The sequence below is a fragment of the Pseudomonas silensiensis genome, from assembly GCF_050434865.1.
Classification (GTDB): domain Bacteria; phylum Pseudomonadota; class Gammaproteobacteria; order Pseudomonadales; family Pseudomonadaceae; genus Aquipseudomonas; species Aquipseudomonas fluorescens_W.
On the sequence record NZ_JBNDJH010000005.1, the window covers coordinates 74,308 to 93,968 of the forward strand.

Genomic DNA, 19,661 nt, shown 5'->3' on the forward strand with positions numbered 1-19,661 from the left:
CTCTCTTCTTTGCTAAAGCGTGCGCAGAAAAACTCGAGGGGCGCCGGGTAAGCGCGTTCGTTCAAAGTCATCCATGAGCCGAATGTCGAGATTTCTTCGCGGTGATGTTGGGTGCATCAGTCGAGCGTCAAGCGGGTGGGTTGCGGTAACAACCCTGCTTTTTCAGGCCCAAAGCCTCGTAATAGAAAGGTCGGCCGTCGTGACTCTGTGGTCAGCGGGCGGCATTATACATAGGTAGCTGGCAATCTGCCGATGGTTCATACGTAACGATTGTCGTCCATTGGTCTAAAGGTCGCAGGGGCGAGTGGGGCGTAGAGTCTTGCACCGTGCTTGAGTTTGGCGCTTTTCCCTTTGCTTTCAGGCTTGTACGTCGCGAACTGTGCAGCTTTGCGGCAGATGGTTGGAACAGAGGGTTTGCGTGCCGATTTAACTGGGGTACGCTCGAACGAAGCCAGATGTTCAATCCAAACAATGGAGTTCAGCATGGGATACAAGAAGATTCAGGTTCCAGCAGTCGGCGACAAAATCACCGTCAACGCGGACCATTCTCTCAATGTTCCTAACAACCCGATCATCCCCTTCATCGAAGGTGATGGTATTGGCGTTGATATCAGCCCGGTCATGATCAAGGTTGTCGATGCTGCTGTTAAGAAGGCTTACGGCGGCGAGCGCAAAATTTCCTGGATGGAAGTCTACGCCGGGGAAAAAGCGACTCAGGTTTACGATCAGGACACCTGGCTACCTCAGGAAACCCTGGACGCGGTCAAGGATTACGTGGTTTCCATCAAGGGCCCTCTGACCACCCCGGTCGGTGGCGGCATCCGTTCCCTGAACGTGGCCCTGCGTCAGCAACTCGACCTTTATGTCTGCCTGCGCCCAGTGCGCTGGTTCGAAGGCGTGCCTAGCCCGGTCAAGAAGCCAGGCGACGTCGACATGACGATCTTCCGTGAGAACTCGGAAGACATTTACGCCGGTATCGAATGGAAAGCCGGTTCGCCAGAAGCGACCAAAGTCATCAAGTTCCTTAAAGATGAAATGGGCGTCACCAAGATCCGTTTCGACGAAAACTGCGGTATCGGCATCAAGCCGGTTTCGCTGCAAGGCACCAAGCGTCTGGCGCGAAAAGCGCTGCAGTATGTGGTCGACAACGACCGCGACTCGCTGACTATCGTGCACAAAGGCAACATCATGAAGTTCACCGAAGGTGCCTTCAAGGAATGGGCCTACGAAGTGGCGGCTGAAGAGTTCGGCGCGACCCTGCTCGATGGCGGGCCGTGGATGCAGTTCAAAAACCCGAAAACCGGCAAGAACGTTATCGTCAAAGATGCCATCGCCGACGCCATGCTCCAGCAGATCCTGCTGCGCCCGGCCGAATACGATGTGATCGCGACCCTGAACCTGAACGGCGACTACCTCTCCGACGCCCTGGCGGCGGAAGTGGGTGGTATCGGTATCGCACCGGGTGCCAACCTGTCTGACACCATTGCGATGTTCGAAGCGACCCACGGCACTGCGCCGAAGTACGCTGGCAAGGACCAGGTCAACCCGGGTTCCCTGATCCTGTCCGCAGAGATGATGCTGCGTCACATGGGCTGGACTGAAGCGGCTGATCTGATCATCAAGGGTACCAACGGCGCGATTTCGGCCAAGACTGTGACCTATGACTTCCACCGTTTGATGGAAGGCGCGAAGCTGCTGTCTTCGTCTGCGTTTGGTGATGCGCTCATCTCGCATATGTAAGCCGCATATGTAAGCGAATCAGCATTAAAAAAACCGCCTTCGGGCGGTTTTTTTATGACTGGATGACGGGTTGCGTCAGCTTGACACCGTTTCTTGCTGGGGGACAGCGGCCTGTTCGTTCTCGGTCGTGACAGCCCCGATCTTGACCGCGTGCAGCCCTTTGGGGCCCTGGACGATCTCGAAGCTTACGAGTTGCCCGGCCTTGAGAGTCTTGTATCCGTTCATTTCAATGGCCGAATAGTGGGCAAAGAAATCAATAAGATGACCGTCTTCGTCACGGCCTTCTCTGGCGTCGGTGTTAATGAAACCGAACCCCTTGGCATTGTTGAACCATTTCACCTTACCGACTGACATACCCATATCCCTCTGCAACAGACTCCATCACTGGAGTATCATCCAGTTCATCCGCAGTCATTTCCTGGAAATAAGATTGACTCCGCGGACCTTTTTTACCCACTGTGGGCTCTATTGGTTGTAACACCGTTTTCCCGATAGTCAAGGTGACCGGGCAGTCGGAGTTGAAATCGTCCATAGCCGCCCCCACCACTGTATTTGCACAACTGACGAACCTTTCTTTCCATGCATGCAATCAGCCAGATTCGACTAACATTCAATCAGGATCACCCTGATTCACACGACGACGATTCCGCAGGCATTGCTGTTCAGGAGGCAAAGCCTGCTTTACAGGCGCCGCCGATGTACAAGGTGGTTTTGTTCAATGATGACTACACACCGATGGATTTCGTCGTCGAAGTGCTCGAGGTGTTTTTTAACCTGAATCGCGAGCTGGCGACCAAGGTCATGCTGGCCGTCCACACAGAAGGACGGGCAGTATGTGGAGTGTTTACCCGCGACATCGCCGAGACTAAGGCCATGCAGGTCAACCAGTACGCCAGGGAAAGCCAGCATCCGCTACTCTGTGAAATCGAGAAGGACGGTTAATCGCCGACCACTTGGGTATGAGGTGAAGCTATGTTAAACCGCGAGCTCGAAGTCACCCTCAATCTTGCCTTCAAGGAGGCCCGATCGAAGCGTCATGAATTCATGACCGTCGAACACCTCCTGCTGGCCCTATTGGACAATGAGGCTGCCGCCACCGTTTTGCGTGCCTGCGGCGCAAACCTCGACAAACTCAAGCACGATCTGCAGGAGTTCATCGACTCCACCACGCCATTGATCCCCGTTCATGACGAGGATCGTGAGACCCAGCCAACCCTGGGCTTCCAGCGTGTTCTGCAACGTGCTGTCTTTCACGTACAGAGCTCGGGCAAACGCGAAGTGACTGGCGCCAACGTACTGGTCGCGATCTTCAGTGAGCAAGAGAGTCAGGCAGTGTTCCTGCTGAAACAGCAGAGCGTTGCGCGCATCGATGTCGTCAACTACATCGCACACGGCATTTCCAAAGTGCCGGGGCATGGCGATCACTCTGAAGGTGAACAAGATATGCAGGACGACGAGGGCGGTGAGTCTTCTTCTTCAGGCAATCCTCTGGATGCTTATGCCAGCAACCTCAACGAACTCGCGCGCCAGGGTCGAATCGATCCATTGGTAGGCCGTGAGCTGGAAGTCGAGCGCGTTGCGCAGATCCTGGCGCGTCGTCGCAAAAACAATCCGCTGTTGGTGGGCGAGGCGGGCGTGGGTAAAACCGCGATTGCCGAAGGCCTGGCCAAACGCATTGTCGACAACCAGGTGCCGGACTTGCTGGCCAACAGCGTGGTGTATTCCCTCGATCTGGGGGCCTTGCTGGCCGGGACCAAATACCGCGGCGATTTCGAGAAGCGCTTCAAGGCGTTGCTCAATGAGCTGAAAAAACGTCCGCAGGCGATCCTGTTCATCGACGAAATCCACACCATCATTGGTGCGGGTGCCGCGTCCGGTGGGGTCATGGATGCCTCGAACCTGCTCAAGCCGCTGCTGTCGTCGGGTGATATCCGTTGCATCGGTTCGACCACGTTCCAGGAATTCCGCGGGATCTTCGAGAAGGACCGTGCTTTGGCCCGGCGCTTCCAGAAGGTCGACGTGTCGGAACCTTCGGTGGAAGACACCATTGGCATCCTGCGCGGCCTGAAAGGTCGTTTCGAAGCGCACCACAACATCGAATACAGCGATGAAGCGTTGCGTGCGGCGGCTGAACTGGCCTCGCGCTACATCAATGACCGGCACATGCCGGACAAAGCCATCGACGTCATCGACGAGGCGGGCGCCTACCAGCGTCTGCAGCCAATCGAGAAACGCGTGAAACGCATCGAAGTGCCTCAGGTCGAGGACATCGTCGCGAAAATCGCGCGGATTCCGCCTAAGCACGTCACCAGTTCCGACAAAGAGCTGCTGCGTAACCTTGAGCGTGACCTGAAGCTGACAGTATTTGGCCAGGATGCCGCAATCGACTCGCTGTCGACCGCGATCAAACTGTCCCGTGCCGGCCTCAAGTCGCCTGACAAGCCAGTCGGTTCGTTCCTGTTCGCAGGGCCTACCGGTGTCGGTAAAACCGAAGCGGCACGTCAGCTGGCCAAGGCGTTGGGTATCGAACTGGTTCGTTTCGACATGTCCGAGTACATGGAGCGCCACACCGTATCGCGTCTGATCGGTGCGCCTCCAGGCTATGTCGGGTTCGACCAGGGCGGTCTGCTGACCGAAGCCATCACCAAGCAGCCTCACTGCGTGCTGTTGCTCGATGAGATCGAGAAGGCGCATCCGGAAGTCTTCAACCTGCTGCTGCAGGTGATGGACCACGGTACGCTGACCGATAACAACGGGCGCAAGGCGGACTTCCGTAACGTGATCGTCATCATGACGACCAACGCCGGTGCCGAAACGGCCGCTCGTGCTTCGATCGGTTTCACCCATCAGGACCACTCGTCCGATGCGATGGAAGTGATCAAGAAGAGCTTCACGCCAGAGTTCCGCAACCGTCTGGACACCATTATCCAGTTTGGTCGCCTCAGCCATGAGGTCATCAAAAGCGTGGTGGACAAGTTCCTTACCGAGCTTCAGGCGCAGCTGGAAGACAAGCGCGTGCAGCTGGAAGTGACGGACGCGGCGCGCGGCTGGCTGGCAGTGGGAGGCTACGACACGGCAATGGGCGCTCGTCCAATGGCGCGTTTGATTCAGGACAAGATCAAGCGTCCGCTGGCGGAAGAGATTCTCTTTGGCGAACTGGCCGACCATGGTGGCGTGGTTCACATCGATCTCAAGGACGGCGAGCTGACCTTCGACTTCGAGACCACGGCTGAAATGGCCTGACGTTAACCGCGACAAAGCAAAAGGCGCCGAAAGGCGCCTTTTTGCTGTCTGTCAGATCTACATTGATCCCCTGTGGGAGCGAGCTTGCTCCGGGCGGCGTTCCGACGATGGCGGCGGTTCAGTCGAAATCAATGTTGAATGACAATCCGCTATCGCGAGCAAGCTCGCTCCCACATTGTCCGTGTGCGGCATAAAATCACGCGCACACAAAAACGCCCGGCATAAACCGGGCGTTTTGTATTGACTTGATTAGCGAGCGCGGTAAGTGATGCGCCCTTTGCTCAAGTCATAGGGCGTCAGCTCGACGCGCACTTTGTCGCCGGTAAGAATACGAATGTAGTTCTTGCGCATCTTGCCGGAGATATGCGCGGTTACGACGTGCCCATTTTCCAACTCCACACGAAACATGGTGTTGGGCAGGGTGTCGACGACAGTGCCTTCCATTTCGAAGCTGTCTTCTTTCGACATGCAGTAAAGCCCTCGGTGTCCAATGAATGGCCCGGTGCAACTGCGCCAGGCAAAAGCGGCGTGCATTGTGCCCGAAAAATGGGGTTTAAGCCAAGGGGTTTACGGCGTGCTCTAGTTCAGGATGACCCAGCGCTGATTAATCAGCAGTTCGATAGGGCGATATTGAGTCTTGTAGCTCATCTTTTTGCAGTTTTTGATCCAGTAACCCAGATAGACGGCGTCCAGTCCCAGGCGCTCAGCCTCGGCGATTTGCCAGAGAATTGCATACCGCCCCAGGCTGCGGCGTTCTTCGGTGGGCTCGTAGAAGGTGTAGACCGCCGACAGACCGTTCGGCAGCAAGTCAGTGACGGCCACCGCCACCAGTCGTCCTTCGAGGCGGAATTCGTAGAATCGGGAAAACGGCAGGTCACGTACCAGGAACGTCGCAAACTGGTCGCGACTGGGCGGGTACATATCGCCATCGGCGTGACGCTGTTCGATATAGCGCTGATAAAGGTCGAAATACTCTTCGCTGAATTGCGGCCTGGCAGGGCGCACCTGCAGGTCGACGTTGCGTTTGAAGATGCGTTTCTGCTGGCGGTTGGGTGAAAACTGCGCCACAGGGATGCGCGCCGGTACGCACGCATTGCAATTCTGGCAATGAGGCCGGTAAAGATGATCGCCGCTACGACGGAAACCCATTTCAGACAGGTCTGCATAGACATGCACATCCATGGGCTGACTAGGGTCGAGGAACAAGGTCGTGGCCTGCTCCTCGGGCAGATAACTGCAAGAGTGGGGCTGAGTGGCATAGAACTTCAAACGCGCCAACTCGGTCATGATCAACCCTCGGAATAAGGTTTTGAATTAAGTGTAAGCCACACGCGCCAAAGTCGCTCAGCAAACCCAGGTTGCGCGGCTGGGTTGGTCCAGATGCCGCGCCAGGTAGTCGGCAAACTCGCGGCGGGGAATCGCCCCGGCGCCGAGGCTGTGCAGATGGTCGGTAGGCATCTGGCAGTCGATCAGCACAAAGCCTGAGTCTTTCAGATGTCGGACCAGTGTGGCAAAACCATATTTAGAGGCGTTGTCGGCGCGGCTGAACATGGATTCGCCGAAAAACAGTTGACCCATCGCCAGGCCATAGAGCCCGCCGACCAGTTCGCCCTGGTCCCAGACTTCCACCGAATGGGCGTAGCCGCGCCTGTGCAGCTCGAGGTAGGCGTTCTGCATGGCTTCCGTGATCCAGGTGCCGTCTGCGTAGTCCCGTGGCGCGGCGCAGGCGCGGATGACCGCGGCAAAATCCTGATCAAAGGTCACTTGATAGCGTTGCTGACGCAACAGCTTGTTCAGGCTGCGCGAGACATGCAGTTCGTCGGGAAACAGTACGGTGCGTGGATCCGGCGACCACCAGAGAATCGGCTGGCCTTCCGAGAACCACGGAAAACAGCCGTGGCGATAGGCCTGAATCAGACGATCGGCGGACAGATCGCCGCCCGCGGCCAACAACCCGTTGGGATCGCGCATGGCTTTTTCCAGGGGCGGGAAGGTCAGGGTGTTGCGTTGTAACCAAGTCAGCATGGCATCCGGGCTTGCAGAAGGGGAGGGCAGTGGTGGGTGGGTGGGCCCACCGTGAAGTGTGCCGTCAAACGACTGGAATGTCGTCGAGATACTTCTCGGCGTCCAGCGCGGCCATGCAGCCGGCCCCGGCAGAGGTGACGGCCTGACGGTAAACGTGATCGGCCACGTCGCCGGCGGCAAACACGCCCGGGATTTCGGTGCTGGTAGCGTCGCCTTCGCTGCCGCCCTTGACCAGCAGATAGCCGTTACGCATTGGCAGCTGACCTTCGAACAGGTCGGTGTTGGGTTTGTGGCCGATAGCGATGAACACGCCGGTCAGCGGCAATTCACGGGTTTCGCCAGTGTGGCTGTCCCGCAGGCGGGCGCCGGTCACACCGCCGGCATCGCCCAGTACCTCATCCAGATTCTGGTTCCAGTGCAGGCGGATATTACCTTTGGCGGCTTTTTCGAAGAGCTTGTCCTGAAGAATCTTCTCCGAGCGCAACTTGTCGCGCCGGTGAATCAGGTGAACTTCCTTGGCGATGTTCGACAGGTACAGCGCTTCTTCAACCGCCGTATTGCCGCCGCCCACGACCGCAACCACCTGATTTCGGTAGAAGAAACCGTCGCACGTCGCGCAAGCCGAAACCCCTCTGCCGGCAAATGTCTCTTCCGATGGCAGCCCCAGGTATTGCGCCGAGGCGCCGGTGGCGATAATCAGCGCGTCACAGGTGTAAGTGCCACCGTCGCCGATAAGTTCGAACGGGCGCTGTTGCAACTTGGCAGTGTGGATGTGGTCGTAAACGATCTCTGTATGAAAGCGCTCAGCGTGTTTTTGCATGCGCTCCATCAGCACCGGTCCGGTGAGGCCTTCGACATCACCAGGCCAATTGTCGACTTCGACGGTGGTGGTGAGCTGGCCACCTGCCTGTATTCCGGTAATGACAACGGGTTTGAGGTTGGCGCGGGCAGCATAAACGGCCGCGCTGTAACCGGCGGGGCCGGAACCCAGAATGATCAGGCGGGAATGCTTCGCTTCGCTCATAAAAACACCTCATAAGCCTTTGTCACAAAAGAGAATGCATGCTCAAATTGAACCGTGCGTAATGTGCTGTTGGCTATGCTACACCTTGGGTTTCAAGCATGGCATCGGACGAACAAACCCGTACAATGCGTACTTGTTACAGAATATTCGCGACGCGCCGTGTTTATAAAAACCGGAGCGTAGTGTTAAAAGTAGTCCCAGTTACGCCTGTTAACTTTTTTACCTGCCTGGAATGGGCAGTTTTTTATAGTCATTCAACAGATGGACGCGCCATGGGCGCAGGAAAAGAAGCGTTTTGAAGAAATCCACCGCAGCACCAAAAACAGTCGTTCCGCTCTGGCGCCAGCAATTGCACTACCGGCTCAAGGAAGGTGCATTGATCGCCATCGGCGGCTTGTGCCTGTTCCTGATGATGGCCTTGTTGACCTACGGCAAGGACGATCCGGGCTGGAGCCATAACAGCAAGATCGACGATGTGCAGAACTTCGGCGGACCGGTCGGCTCCTACAGCGCCGACATCCTGTTCATGGTGTTGGGTTACTTCGCCTACATCTTCCCGCTGTTGCTGGCGATCAAGGCTTATCAAATCTTTCGCCAACGCCACGAGCAGTGGGAGTGGAGCGGCTGGCTGTTCTCCTGGCGCCTGATCGGCCTGGTGTTCCTGGTGCTCTCGGGCGCGGCCCTGGCCCATATCCATTTCCACGCCGCGACTGGTCTGCCGGCCGGCGCTGGCGGCGCTTTGGGCGAAAGCCTTGGCGATCTGGCCAGGAACGCCCTGAATATCCAGGGCAGCACGCTGTTGTTCATCGCGTTGTTCCTGTTTGGCCTGACGGTGTTCACCGACCTATCGTGGTTCAAAGTGATGGACCTCACCGGCAAGATCACCCTCGACCTGTTCGAATTGTTCCAGGGCGCGGCCAATCGCTGGTGGGCGGCCCGTGTCGAGCGCAAACAATTGGTTGCTCAATTACGTGAAGTCGACGACCGCATGCATGACGTGGTGGCGCCGACCGTCACCGACAAACGCGAGCAGGCCAAGGTCAAGGAGCGCCTGATCGAGCGCGAGCAGGCCCTGAGCAAACACATGTCTGACCGCGAGAAGCAGGTGCCGCCGGTGATTGCCCCTGCGCCGCCCAAGCCCACGGCGCCCAGCAAGCGCGTGGAAAAAGAGAAACAGGCGCCGTTGTTCGTCGACAGCGCCGTCGAAGGCACCTTGCCGCCGATCTCGATTCTCGACCCGGCAGAAAAGAAACAACTCAATTATTCGCCTGAATCCCTGGCTGCGGTCGGCCATTTGCTGGAAATCAAGCTCAAGGAATTCGGCGTCGAAGTCTCGGTGGATTCGATTCACCCGGGCCCGGTGATTACCCGTTACGAAATCCAGCCAGCGGCGGGCGTCAAGGTCAGCCGTATCTCCAACCTGGCGAAAGACCTTGCACGCTCCCTCGCCGTGACCAGCGTGCGGGTGGTGGAAGTGATTCCGGGCAAGACCACCGTCGGTATCGAGATTCCTAACGAAGACCGCCAGATCGTGCGCTTCTCCGAAGTGCTGTCGACCCCCGAGTACGACAACTTCAAGTCGCCGGTTACCTTGGCCCTGGGTCACGACATTGGTGGCAAGCCGGTCATCACCGACCTGGCGAAGATGCCTCACTTGCTGGTAGCCGGTACGACCGGTTCCGGTAAATCGGTGGGCGTGAACGCGATGATCCTGTCGATCCTGTTCAAGTCCGGCCCGGAAGACGCCAAGCTGATCATGATCGACCCGAAAATGCTTGAGCTGTCGATCTACGAAGGCATTCCGCACCTGTTGTGCCCGGTCGTGACCGACATGAAGGACGCCGCCAACGCCCTGCGCTGGAGCGTGGCGGAGATGGAGCGTCGCTACAAACTGATGGCGAAAATGGGCGTGCGTAACCTGTCGGGCTTCAATGCCAAGGTCAAGGAAGCCCAGGACGCCGGTACGCCGTTGACCGATCCGTTGTACAAGCGCGAAAGCATTCACGACGAAGCGCCGCTGCTGACCAAGCTGCCGACGATTGTCGTGGTGGTGGACGAATTCGCCGACATGATGATGATCGTCGGCAAGAAGGTTGAAGAACTGATCGCCCGTATCGCCCAGAAGGCCCGTGCTGCCGGTATCCACTTGATCCTCGCGACCCAGCGTCCGTCGGTTGACGTGATCACCGGTCTGATCAAGGCCAACATTCCGACGCGTATGGCGTTCCAGGTGTCGAGCAAGATCGACTCCCGGACCATCATCGACCAGGGTGGCGCCGAACAACTGTTGGGCCACGGTGACATGCTCTACATGCCGCCGGGCACCAGTCTGCCGATTCGTGTCCACGGCGCCTTTGTGTCCGATGACGAGGTTCACCGGGTGGTCGAAGCCTGGAAACTGCGCGGCGCGCCGGAGTACAACGACGAGATTCTCGCCGGTGTCGAAGAGCCGGGTAGCGGCTTTGAAGGCGGCAGCGGTGGCGACGAAGACAGTGAGTCCGATGCGCTCTACGACGAAGCGGTGCAGTTCGTACTGGAAAGCCGTCGTGCGTCCATCTCTGCGGTTCAGCGCAAGCTGAAAATCGGCTACAACCGCGCCGCGCGCATGATCGAAGCCATGGAAATGGCCGGGGTCGTGACGTCCATGAACACCAACGGTTCGCGTGAAGTCCTGGCTCCGGGCCCGGTACGCGACTGAATTGATTGAAACGCGGTGGCGTAATGACGCGCCATCGCACCCCCACGAATGTTATGAGGACTCCCATGCGTCTTATCCGCATGCTGTTGCTGCCGGTTTTGGCTTTGACCACGCTCTCGGCCCACGCCGATGACAAGGACGTGGCACGTCTGACCCAACTGCTGGAAAAATCCCAGACACTGACCGCGCGTTTCTCCCAGCTGACCCTCGACGGCAGCGGCACCCAGTTGCAGGAAACCGCGGGTGAAATGTCCTTGCAGCGTCCTGGCCTGTTTTACTGGCACACCAATGCGCCGGCCGAACAAACCATGGTCTCCGACGGCAAGAAGGTGACGTTGTGGGATCCGGACCTGGAGCAGGCCACCATCAAGAACCTCGACCAGCGCCTGACCCAGACCCCGGCGTTGCTGCTGTCCGGTGACGTGTCCAAGATCAGCCAGAGCTTCGACATCAGCGCCAAGGAAGCCGGTGGCGTGATCGACTTCACCTTGAAGCCGAAAACCAAGGACACCCTGTTCGACAGCCTGCGCCTGTCGTTCCGCAATGGCTTGGTCAACGACATGCAAATGATCGACAGCGTCGGTCAGCGCACCAACATCCTGTTCACCGGCGTCAAGGCCAACGAGCCGATCCCGGCGTCCAAGTTCAAGTTCGACATCCCCAAGGGTGCCGATGTGATTCAAGAGTAAAACGCAAACCAGTGAGAGCGGGCTTGTGTGGCGAGGGAGCTTGCTCCCGCTGGGGCGCGAAGCGCCCCCAAAAAATGGAACTGCTGCGCAGTCCAGCGGGAGCAAGCTCCCTCGCCACAGGATTTCGCCAGACTTGAGAACTGCGTAATAAAGCGAGGTTTTAACCGCACGTGATGGACCTGTTTCGCAGTGCCCCGATCGCTCAACCTTTGGCAGCACGCCTGCGTGCCGCCAATCTGGACGAGTACGTCGGTCAGGAACACGTGCTCGCTCGCGGCAAGCCTTTGCGCGAAGCCCTGGAGCAGGGTGCCCTGCATTCGATGATTTTCTGGGGCCCGCCGGGTGTGGGGAAAACCACACTGGCGCGGCTGCTGGCGGAAGTCTCGGATGCGCACTTCGAAACGGTTTCGGCGGTACTGGCCGGCGTGAAGGAAATCCGTCAGGCGGTGGAAATCGCCAAGCAGCAAGCCGGACAGTACGGCAAGCGGACCATCCTGTTCGTCGATGAAGTGCATCGCTTCAACAAGTCCCAGCAGGATGCGTTCCTGCCATACGTCGAAGACGGTACGCTGATTTTCATCGGCGCAACCACTGAAAACCCTTCGTTCGAACTCAACAACGCGTTGCTCTCCCGGGCGCGCGTCTACGTGCTCAAAAGCCTCGATGAAGCGGCCCTGCGCAAACTGGTGCATCGCGCGCTGACCGAAGAGCGCGGCCTGGGCAAGCGGCAATTGACCCTCAGCGATGAAGGCTTCCAGATGCTGCTGTCGGCCGCCGATGGCGATGGCCGGCGGCTGCTCAACCTGCTGGAAAATGCCTCGGACCTGGCTGAAGACAACAGCGAGATCGGCGTCGATCTGCTGCAAAGCCTGCTGGGTGATACCCGTCGACGTTTCGACAAGGGCGGCGAAGCGTTTTACGACCAGATTTCCGCGTTGCACAAATCGGTGCGCGGCTCCAACCCCGACGGCGCGCTGTACTGGTTCGCCCGCATGATCGACGGCGGTTGCGATCCGTTGTACCTGGCCCGGCGCGTGGTGCGCATGGCCAGCGAAGACATCGGCAACGCCGACCCCCGCGCCTTGAGCCTGTGCCTGGCGGCGTGGGAAGTGCAAGAGCGCCTCGGCAGCCCGGAAGGCGAATTGGCGGTGGCTCAGGCCATCACCTATCTGGCCTGCGCGCCGAAAAGCAACGCGGTGTACATGGGTTTCAAAGCCGCCATGCGCAGCGCCACCGAACACGGTTCGCTGGAAGTGCCGCTGCACCTGCGCAACGCGCCGACCAAGTTGATGAAGCAACTGGGTTATGGCGACGAATACCGTTACGCCCACGATGAGCCGGACGCTTACGCCGCTGGCGAAGACTATTTCCCGGAAGAACTCGAGCCACAACCGTTCTATCAGCCGGTGCCGCGTGGCCTGGAACTGAAAATCGGCGAGAAGCTCAATCACCTCGCGCAACTGGACCGTCTCAGCCCCCGGCAGCGGAGAAAATAGTGATCCCTTTGATCGTTGCCGTTTCTGTGGGCGGTATCGCCGGAACGCTTTTACGCTTTGCCACGGGTAACTGGATCAACGCTAATTGGCCGCGGCACTTCTATACCGCGACGCTGGCCGTTAATATCGTCGGCTGTTTGCTGATCGGCGTTCTATACGGTCTGTTTTTAGTACGCCCGGAGGTGCCGATTGAGGTGCGCGCCGGGTTGATGGTCGGCTTCCTCGGGGGGCTGACGACTTTTTCATCTTTTTCACTGGATACGGTTCGTCTGCTGGAAACCGGGCAAATACCGCTGGCTTTTGTCTATGCTGCCATCAGCGTATTCGGTGGGCTGCTCGCTACCTGGGCTGGCCTGTCCTTGACCAAACTTTGATAACGAGAGACCGACATGCTCGATTCCAAACTGTTACGTAGCAACCTTCAGGACGTAGCGGACCGCCTGGCATCCCGTGGCTACACGCTGGATGTTGCGCGCATCGAAGCGCTGGAAGAACAGCGCAAGACCGTCCAGACCCGCACCGAAGCACTGCAGGCTGATCGTAACGCGCGCTCCAAATCCATCGGCCAGGCCAAGCAGCGCGGCGAAGACATCGCACCGCTGATGGCCGACGTCGAGCGCATGGCGAACGAATTGAGCGCCGGTAAAGTCGAGCTGGACGCGATCCAGACCGATCTGGATTCGATTCTGCTCGGCATCCCGAACCTGCCGCACGAATCCGTGCCGATCGGTGATGACGAAGACGGCAACGTCGAAGTGCGCCGCTGGGGCACCCCGACTGCGTTCGACTTCCCGGTTCTGGACCACGTCGCCCTGGGCGAGAAATTCGGCTGGCTTGACTTCGAAACCGCCGCCAAGCTGTCCGGCGCCCGTTTCGCCCTGTTGCGTGGCCCGATTGCTCGTATGCACCGCGCCCTGGCGCAGTTCATGATCAACCTGCACACCAGCGAACACGGTTACGAAGAGGCGTACACGCCTTATCTGGTTCAAGCGCCGGCGCTGCAAGGCACCGGTCAGTTGCCGAAATTCGAAGAAGACCTGTTCAAGATCGCTCGCGAAGGCGAAGCCGATCTGTACCTGATTCCGACCGCCGAAGTGTCGCTGACCAACATCGTCGCTGGCGAAATCGTCGATTCGAAACTGCTGCCGATCAAGTTCGTCGCCCACACCCCATGCTTCCGCAGTGAGGCGGGTGCCTCGGGTCGCGATACGCGCGGCATGATCCGTCAGCACCAGTTCGACAAGGTTGAAATGGTCCAGATCGTTGAGCCGTCGACTTCGATGGAAGCGCTGGAAGGCCTGACGGCCAACGCTGAAAAAGTCCTGCAATTGCTCGAGCTGCCATACCGCACCATTGCGCTGTGCACCGGCGACATGGGCTTCAGCGCGGTCAAGACCTACGACCTGGAAGTGTGGATCCCGAGCCAGGACAAATACCGCGAGATTTCGTCGTGCTCCAACTGCGGCGACTTCCAGGCCCGTCGCATGCAAGCGCGTTTCCGTAACCCGGAAACCGGCAAGCCTGAACTGGTTCACACCCTGAACGGTTCCGGCCTGGCGGTCGGTCGTACCCTGGTGGCAGTGCTGGAAAACTATCAGCAAGCCGACGGTTCGATCCGTGTGCCAGACGTGCTGAAACCGTACATGGGTGGCCTTGAGGTCATCGGCTAAATGGACTATCTGCCGCTGTTCCATAACCTTCGCGGCAGTCGTGTCTTGGTCGTCGGCGGGGGGGAGATTGCCTTGCGCAAATCCCGTCTGCTGGCCGAAGCCGGTGCGCTGCTGCGGGTGGTCGCACCTGAAATCGAACCGCAACTGCGCGAACTGGTTGCCGGCAGTGGTGGTGAGTGTCTGGTGCGAGGCTACGTTGAGTCGGACCTGGACGGTTGCGGGCTGATCATCGCCGCCACCGACGACGAACCGCTGAACGCGCAAGTCTCCGCCGATGCCCATCGGCGTTGTGTACCGGTCAATGTGGTGGACGCGCCAGCGTTGTGCAGCGTGATCTTCCCGGCGATTGTCGACCGTTCTCCTTTGATCGTAGCGGTTTCCAGCGGCGGCGATGCGCCGGTGCTGGCGCGGTTGATCCGCGCCAAACTGGAAACCTGGATTCCTTCCACCTACGGTCAACTGGCCGGCCTGGCCGCGCGTTTTCGCAGCCAGGTCAAACACCTGTTCCCGGATGTGCAGCAGCGTCGGGCGTTCTGGGAAGACGTGTTCCAGGGCCCGATTGCCGACCGGCAACTGGCCGGGCAGGGCGCCGAAGCCGAGCGCTTGATGCTGGCGAAAATTGCCGGTGAAGCGCCGAATGCAACGGGCGAAGTCTACTTGGTGGGCGCCGGCCCGGGTGATCCCGACCTGTTGACCTTCCGTGCCTTGCGCTTGATGCAGCAAGCCGATGTGGTGCTGTATGACCGCTTGGTGGCGCCGGCGATTCTGGATTTGTGCCGTCGCGATGCCGAGCGTATTTACGTCGGCAAGCGTCGCGCCGAACACGCCGTGCCTCAGGATCAGATCAACCAGCAATTGGTGGATTTGGCCAAGCAAGGCAAGCGGGTCGTGCGGTTGAAGGGCGGTGATCCGTTCATCTTCGGTCGCGGCGGTGAAGAGATCGAAGAGCTGGCGGCCCATGGCATCCCGTTCCAGGTGGTGCCGGGTATCACGGCCGCCAGCGGTTGCGCGGCGTATGCCGGGATTCCGCTGACTCACCGTGATTACGCGCAGTCTGTGCGTTTTGTCACCGGGCACCTGAAGGACGGTTCCACCGATTTGCCGTGGGCCGACCTGGTCGCGCCGGCGCAAACCCTGGTGTTTTACATGGGGTTGGTGGGCTTGCCGATCATCTGCGAGCAGTTGATCAAGCATGGTCGCGCGGCGGATACGCCAGCGGCGTTGATCCAGCAGGGCACCACCGTTAATCAGCGGGTGTTTACCGGTACGTTGGCTGATTTGCCAAGCCTGGTGGCGGAGCATGAAGTGCATGCGCCGACGCTGGTGATCGTTGGGGAAGTGGTGCAATTGCGCGAGAAACTGGCGTGGTTCGAGGGCGCTCAGGCACAAGTCTGAGCTGTGGCGAGGGAGCTTGCTCCCGCTGGGTCGCGAAGCGACCCCCAATTCCGGTTTTGCGGTCTATCAGAAAGAGTCTGGTGGGGATTTTAGGGCTGCTGCCCAGCCCAGCGGGAGCAAGCTCCCTCGCCACAATGGATCGCGAGCACTCTCAGGTCAGAGTGTGTTCTCAGGCCCTGCGCCAAACCCCTTTCCCGCTCAACCGCTCGCGATCATGCGGTGCTGTGAATTCCTGCGCAGGCCCTTTAGGTACGATCCCGGTCGGATTGATGGTCTTGTGGCTGCCGTAGTAGTGATTCTTGATGTGGGTAAAGTCCACCGTCTCGGCAATCCCCGGCCACTGATAAATCTCCCGCAGCCAGTTCGACAGGTTCGGATAGTCGGCGATCCGCCGCAGGTTGCACTTGAAGTGCCCGTAATACACCGCATCAAAGCGAATCAACGTAGTGAACAGCCGAATGTCAGCTTCGGTCAGGTATTCACCCGTCAGGTAACGATTGGCGCCCAATAGCTGTTCCAGTCGATCAAGCTCCTCGAACAACCCGTCGAACGCCTCTTCATATGCCTGCTGCGACGTAGCAAACCCGGCGCGATACACGCCATTGTTCACCGCCGGATAAATCCGTTCGTTCAGCGCATCGATCTCGCCTCGCAGCGGTGCCGGGTAGAAATCCAGGTCATTCCCCGTCAAATCATCGAAGGCGCCATTGAACATGCGGATGATCTCCGCCGATTCATTGTTGACGATGCGATTCTGCTGTTTGTCCCAGAGCACCGGCACGGTGACGCGGCCGGTGTAGTCGGCGGTATCGGCGGTGTAGCGCTGGTGCATGAAATTGAAGTGATCGAGCTTGTCCCCGGTCGATCCGAGGTTCTGGTCGAAGGTCCAGCCGTTTTCCAGCATCAGCCAACTGACCACTGACACATCGATCAGGCTTTCGAGACCTTTGAGTTTGCGCAGGATCAGCGTGCGGTGAGCCCACGGGCAGGCGAGGGACACATAGAGATGATAGCGACCGGCCTCGGCCGCAAAGCCACCGACACCGGTCGGGCCAGGCTTGCCGTCGACGGTCAGCCAGTTACGACGCTGCGCTTGTTCACGCTGGAACGTACCGTCCTTGCCGCTTTCGTACCACTGGTCATGCCAGCGACCTTCAACTAACAAACCCATGTTCAAGACTCCTCAGCCAATAAGCGTTGGAGAGGAGTCTATTCGCATAGGTTCGATAAAAAAGCGCAAAGGTTTGGCGCTTATGATCGGTTAAATCGATTTGTCCCGAGCATCCCAATACTGCTGGGCGGTTTCGAAGGCTTGCTCACGAGTTTGACCAAGGCCACGCAAGGCCAGGGCCATGGTCGAGATCAGCGCCATTTGCGGATAGCTGTCGACCACGTCACCACGCCACACCGCTTTCAGATGTTCGGGATCGAGGGTGGCCGGTTTGACGTGACGCTGGCTCGACAGCTGCGGCCATTCCTCGTCCCAGCTTTCGCCGCCCGTGGTGCCGTACAAGTGGCTGTCGGCGTCCGGGTTGATCTCGATTTCGCCGCCGTCGCCCTTGACCACGATTGCGGTGTCCCCGAGCAAGCCGCTGGCATCGCGATGCACCGCTTGGTAGCCAGGGTGGAAAATGCTTTGCAGGCCACAGCGAGCGCCCAGCGGATTGAGAATCCGCGTCAGGGAATGGATTGGCGAGCGCAGGCCCAATGTATTGCGCAGGTCGATCATGCGCTGAAGTTGGGGCGCCCAATCCACAAGCGGCATGAAGGCCAGACCGCCGTTATCGAGCGCCTCGCCGACCTGCTGCCAGTCGCGGCACAACGGAATTTTCAACTCATCCAGCAATTGTTCGCTATAGAGCCGACCCGCGGTGTGCGCGCCGCCGCCATGCATGAAAACGCGCACGCCGTTCTGCGCCAGGCACTTGGCCGCCAGCAGATACCACGGCAGATGACGTTTCTTGCCGGCGTAGGTTGGCCAGTCCAGATCCACATTCAACGTCGGTGCCTGCAAACGTTCACGCAACGCTTCGGTGAACCCGGCCATTTCCTCAGCGCTTTCTTCCTTGTGCCGCAACAGCATCAGGAAGGCGCCGAGCTGGGTGTCTTCGACCTTGTGGTCGAGCACCATGCCCATGGCGACCCGGGCTTCCTCGCGGGTCAAGTCGCGGGCGCCGCGTTTGCCTTTGCCGAGGATGCGCACGAATTGGGCGAACGGGTGTTCGGCGGGTGTTTCGAGGGTAAGCGCTGGGTAGTCGGTCATAAGCAATTCGTCGGTTTGGGCAGGCCCGCCAGTTTCGCGGCGAGTTTGGCAGGGGTGCCTTTGAACAATCGGTTCAGGTGCAGGCTGTTGCCCTTGTCCGGGCCCAGCTTCAGCGCGGTGTACTTGATCAGCGGACGAGTGGCCGGCGACAACTGGAATTCGGCATAGAAACTGCGCAGCAGTTCGAGGATTTCCCAGTGTTCGGGGCTCAACTCGATGTCTTCGGCGGCGGCCAGGGCGCTGGCCACCTCAAAGGACCAATCGCTCAGTTCCACCAGGAAACCGTCCTTGTCCAACTCGATGGCGCGGGCGCCGACCGTCAGGGAGTTCATAGCCAACTGTTGACCTTGTCGTAGTGAATCGACAGCTCGACGAAGGCCGGGTAATCGATGGCCGTGACCGTGTCAGGAATCTCCAGCGCGCGAGCCTTGGCGTCTTCGGCCAGTACGAACAGTTTCAGATTGCGGGCGTTCAGCGCATTGAACGGCGCGGTGCCCGGTTGCAACGCATAGGCAGCGTCGCCAGTCAGCAGCAGCGCATCGCCAGCGCCCAACAAGCGCAGGCAACTGGTCAGGCGATCGTCGCCGAACGGGGAATGAGACAACACATGCAAAGTCGACATCAGAGGGTGATCACCTGGTCGTAACGGTCAATAAGTGCGGTGATTTCGTGGGCGGCCAGCACCTGGGCTTCTTCAAGCGATAAACCGACCGGGTCCAGGCCGCGTTCAGCGGCACTGTCGCCACAGACAAACAGCTCGTCGACGCCGAACATCGGCAAGGCTTGCAGGTTGGCGCTCAGGTCCTTCTGCTGGAGGGCCTTGGCATCCTGTTTCGTGGCGAGCTGGAACACCCCGTCATCGAGAAACAGCAAACCGATCGGCAGATCAAAGGCACCGCCGGCCAGCACGATGTCCAGCGCTTCCCGCGCACTCGGCCCGGACCAGGGCGCCTGACGGCTGATAATCAGCAAGGATTTAGGCATCTCATGCGCCTCCGAAACAGATCAGGCGGTCAGCGTCCTGCACCGCGTCATGCAACTGGCCCAGACCAGACAATTCCCACGGCGCGCCCACCGCCACGGCTTCACGCTGATAGCGCCCGGCTTCTTCTTCGTTCAGCACGCCACGACGCAGGGCGGCCGCGATACACACGACACCGTCCAGTTGATGCTCGGTGACGAAGTTGCGCCATTGCTTGGGCAAGTCCTGCTCATCCTGCGGCGTGACCACACTGCCAGAGGCGTTGTAGACGCCGTCCTGATAGAAAAACAGCCGGACAATCTCATGCCCGCCGGCCAGCGCAGCCTGTGCGAACAGCAGGGCGCGGCGCGAGGAGGGCGCATGGGCGGCGGAAAACAGCGCGATGGCGAACTTCATGACGGACTCGATCAGTAAAACTGCGGCCATGATAAAGCTT

The 19,661-nt window shown here is 59.1% G+C and carries 20 protein-coding genes; 9 read left to right on the forward strand and 11 right to left on the reverse strand.

The window, feature by feature from the left end; genetic code table 11:
* Positions 1-483: 483 nt before the first annotated feature.
* Positions 484-1,740 (forward strand): NADP-dependent isocitrate dehydrogenase, encoded by a 1,257-nt coding sequence (icd, locus tag QF010_RS08765; protein ID WP_010458895.1) that lies wholly within the window; start codon positions 484-486, stop codon positions 1,738-1,740.
* A gap of 75 nt (positions 1,741-1,815) precedes the next feature.
* Here the strand turns inward: icd and QF010_RS08770 are convergent, their stop codons facing one another.
* A complete protein-coding gene (locus QF010_RS08770; RefSeq protein WP_429510553.1) occupies positions 1,816-2,094 on the reverse strand; it encodes a cold shock domain-containing protein in 279 nt (92 codons plus the stop codon).
* Positions 2,095-2,319: 225 nt separating this feature from the next.
* On the opposite strand from QF010_RS08770, the gene clpS reads away from it, so the two are divergent.
* Positions 2,320-2,682, forward strand: coding sequence for an ATP-dependent Clp protease adapter ClpS (clpS, locus tag QF010_RS08775; RefSeq protein WP_027925124.1), 363 nt, complete (start codon positions 2,320-2,322; stop codon positions 2,680-2,682).
* Between the two features lie 30 nt (positions 2,683-2,712).
* Positions 2,713-4,983 (forward strand): ATP-dependent Clp protease ATP-binding subunit ClpA, encoded by a 2,271-nt coding sequence (gene clpA, locus QF010_RS08780; RefSeq protein WP_033057050.1) that lies wholly within the window; start codon positions 2,713-2,715, stop codon positions 4,981-4,983.
* A 249-nt stretch (positions 4,984-5,232) separates the two neighbouring features.
* Here clpA and infA read toward each other — a convergent pair whose 3' ends face one another.
* The 4 genes from infA to trxB form a co-directional block, all read right to left on the reverse strand.
* On the reverse strand, positions 5,233-5,451 hold the full coding sequence (gene infA / locus QF010_RS08785) for a translation initiation factor IF-1 (RefSeq protein ID WP_002553999.1): 219 nt from the start codon (positions 5,449-5,451) through the stop codon (positions 5,233-5,235).
* A gap of 111 nt (positions 5,452-5,562) precedes the next feature.
* Positions 5,563-6,270, reverse strand: a complete 708-nt coding sequence (locus QF010_RS08790; protein WP_033057048.1) for an arginyltransferase — start codon at positions 6,268-6,270, stop codon at positions 5,563-5,565.
* A 57-nt stretch (positions 6,271-6,327) separates the two neighbouring features.
* The gene (aat, locus tag QF010_RS08795; RefSeq protein WP_033057045.1) at positions 6,328-7,008 is read right to left on the reverse strand and encodes a leucyl/phenylalanyl-tRNA--protein transferase; all 681 of its coding nucleotides are present in this window, start codon (positions 7,006-7,008) and stop codon (positions 6,328-6,330) included.
* A gap of 64 nt (positions 7,009-7,072) precedes the next feature.
* A complete protein-coding gene (gene trxB, locus QF010_RS08800) occupies positions 7,073-8,032 on the reverse strand; it encodes a thioredoxin-disulfide reductase (protein ID WP_033057043.1) in 960 nt (319 codons plus the stop codon).
* 295 nt (positions 8,033-8,327) lie between these two features.
* Here trxB and QF010_RS08805 point away from each other — a divergent pair, with 295 nt between their 5' ends.
* The 6 genes from QF010_RS08805 to cysG all read left to right on the forward strand — a co-directional run bounded on the left by QF010_RS08805 (position 8,328) and on the right by cysG (position 15,980).
* Positions 8,328-10,730, forward strand: coding sequence for a DNA translocase FtsK (locus QF010_RS08805; protein ID WP_033057041.1), 2,403 nt, complete (start codon positions 8,328-8,330; stop codon positions 10,728-10,730).
* 65 nt (positions 10,731-10,795) lie between these two features.
* Positions 10,796-11,419 (forward strand): outer membrane lipoprotein periplasmic chaperone LolA, encoded by a 624-nt coding sequence (lolA, locus tag QF010_RS08810; protein WP_008154853.1) that lies wholly within the window; start codon positions 10,796-10,798, stop codon positions 11,417-11,419.
* 173 nt (positions 11,420-11,592) lie between these two features.
* The gene (locus tag QF010_RS08815; RefSeq protein ID WP_008029505.1) at positions 11,593-12,915 is read left to right on the forward strand and encodes a replication-associated recombination protein A; all 1,323 of its coding nucleotides are present in this window, start codon (positions 11,593-11,595) and stop codon (positions 12,913-12,915) included.
* Positions 12,915-13,289, forward strand: a complete 375-nt coding sequence (gene crcB, locus QF010_RS08820; RefSeq protein WP_008154847.1) for a fluoride efflux transporter CrcB — start codon at positions 12,915-12,917, stop codon at positions 13,287-13,289. The genes QF010_RS08815 and crcB overlap by 1 nt, the downstream gene beginning before the upstream one ends.
* Positions 13,290-13,304: 15 nt before the next feature.
* A complete protein-coding gene (serS, locus tag QF010_RS08825) occupies positions 13,305-14,585 on the forward strand; it encodes a serine--tRNA ligase (RefSeq protein ID WP_033057038.1) in 1,281 nt (426 codons plus the stop codon).
* Positions 14,586-15,980 (forward strand): siroheme synthase CysG, encoded by a 1,395-nt coding sequence (cysG, locus tag QF010_RS08830; protein ID WP_033057037.1) that lies wholly within the window; start codon positions 14,586-14,588, stop codon positions 15,978-15,980.
* A gap of 169 nt (positions 15,981-16,149) precedes the next feature.
* Here the strand turns inward: cysG and QF010_RS08835 are convergent, their stop codons facing one another.
* The 6 genes from QF010_RS08835 to tusD form a co-directional block, all read right to left on the reverse strand.
* Positions 16,150-17,151, reverse strand: coding sequence for a glutathione S-transferase family protein (locus QF010_RS08835; RefSeq protein ID WP_033057034.1), 1,002 nt, complete (start codon positions 17,149-17,151; stop codon positions 16,150-16,152).
* Positions 17,152-17,241: 90 nt separating this feature from the next.
* Positions 17,242-18,243, reverse strand: a complete 1,002-nt coding sequence (locus QF010_RS08840; protein WP_033057031.1) for a glycosyl transferase family protein — start codon at positions 18,241-18,243, stop codon at positions 17,242-17,244.
* A complete protein-coding gene (locus tag QF010_RS08845) occupies positions 18,240-18,575 on the reverse strand; it encodes a TusE/DsrC/DsvC family sulfur relay protein (protein WP_033057029.1) in 336 nt (111 codons plus the stop codon). Before QF010_RS08845 ends, QF010_RS08840 begins: the two co-directional genes overlap by 4 nt.
* Positions 18,572-18,865 carry a sulfurtransferase complex subunit TusB gene (gene tusB, locus QF010_RS08850; RefSeq protein ID WP_033057027.1) on the reverse strand — a complete coding sequence of 98 codons (294 nt, stop codon included), beginning with the start codon at positions 18,863-18,865 and terminating at the stop codon, positions 18,572-18,574. Before tusB ends, QF010_RS08845 begins: the two co-directional genes overlap by 4 nt.
* On the reverse strand, positions 18,865-19,227 hold the full coding sequence (gene tusC, locus QF010_RS08855) for a sulfurtransferase complex subunit TusC (protein ID WP_033057026.1): 363 nt from the start codon (positions 19,225-19,227) through the stop codon (positions 18,865-18,867). The genes tusB and tusC overlap by 1 nt, the downstream gene beginning before the upstream one ends.
* A 1-nt stretch (position 19,228) precedes the next feature.
* Positions 19,229-19,621, reverse strand: coding sequence for a sulfurtransferase complex subunit TusD (gene tusD, locus QF010_RS08860; protein ID WP_008154829.1), 393 nt, complete (start codon positions 19,619-19,621; stop codon positions 19,229-19,231).
* Positions 19,622-19,661 lie beyond the last annotated feature (40 nt).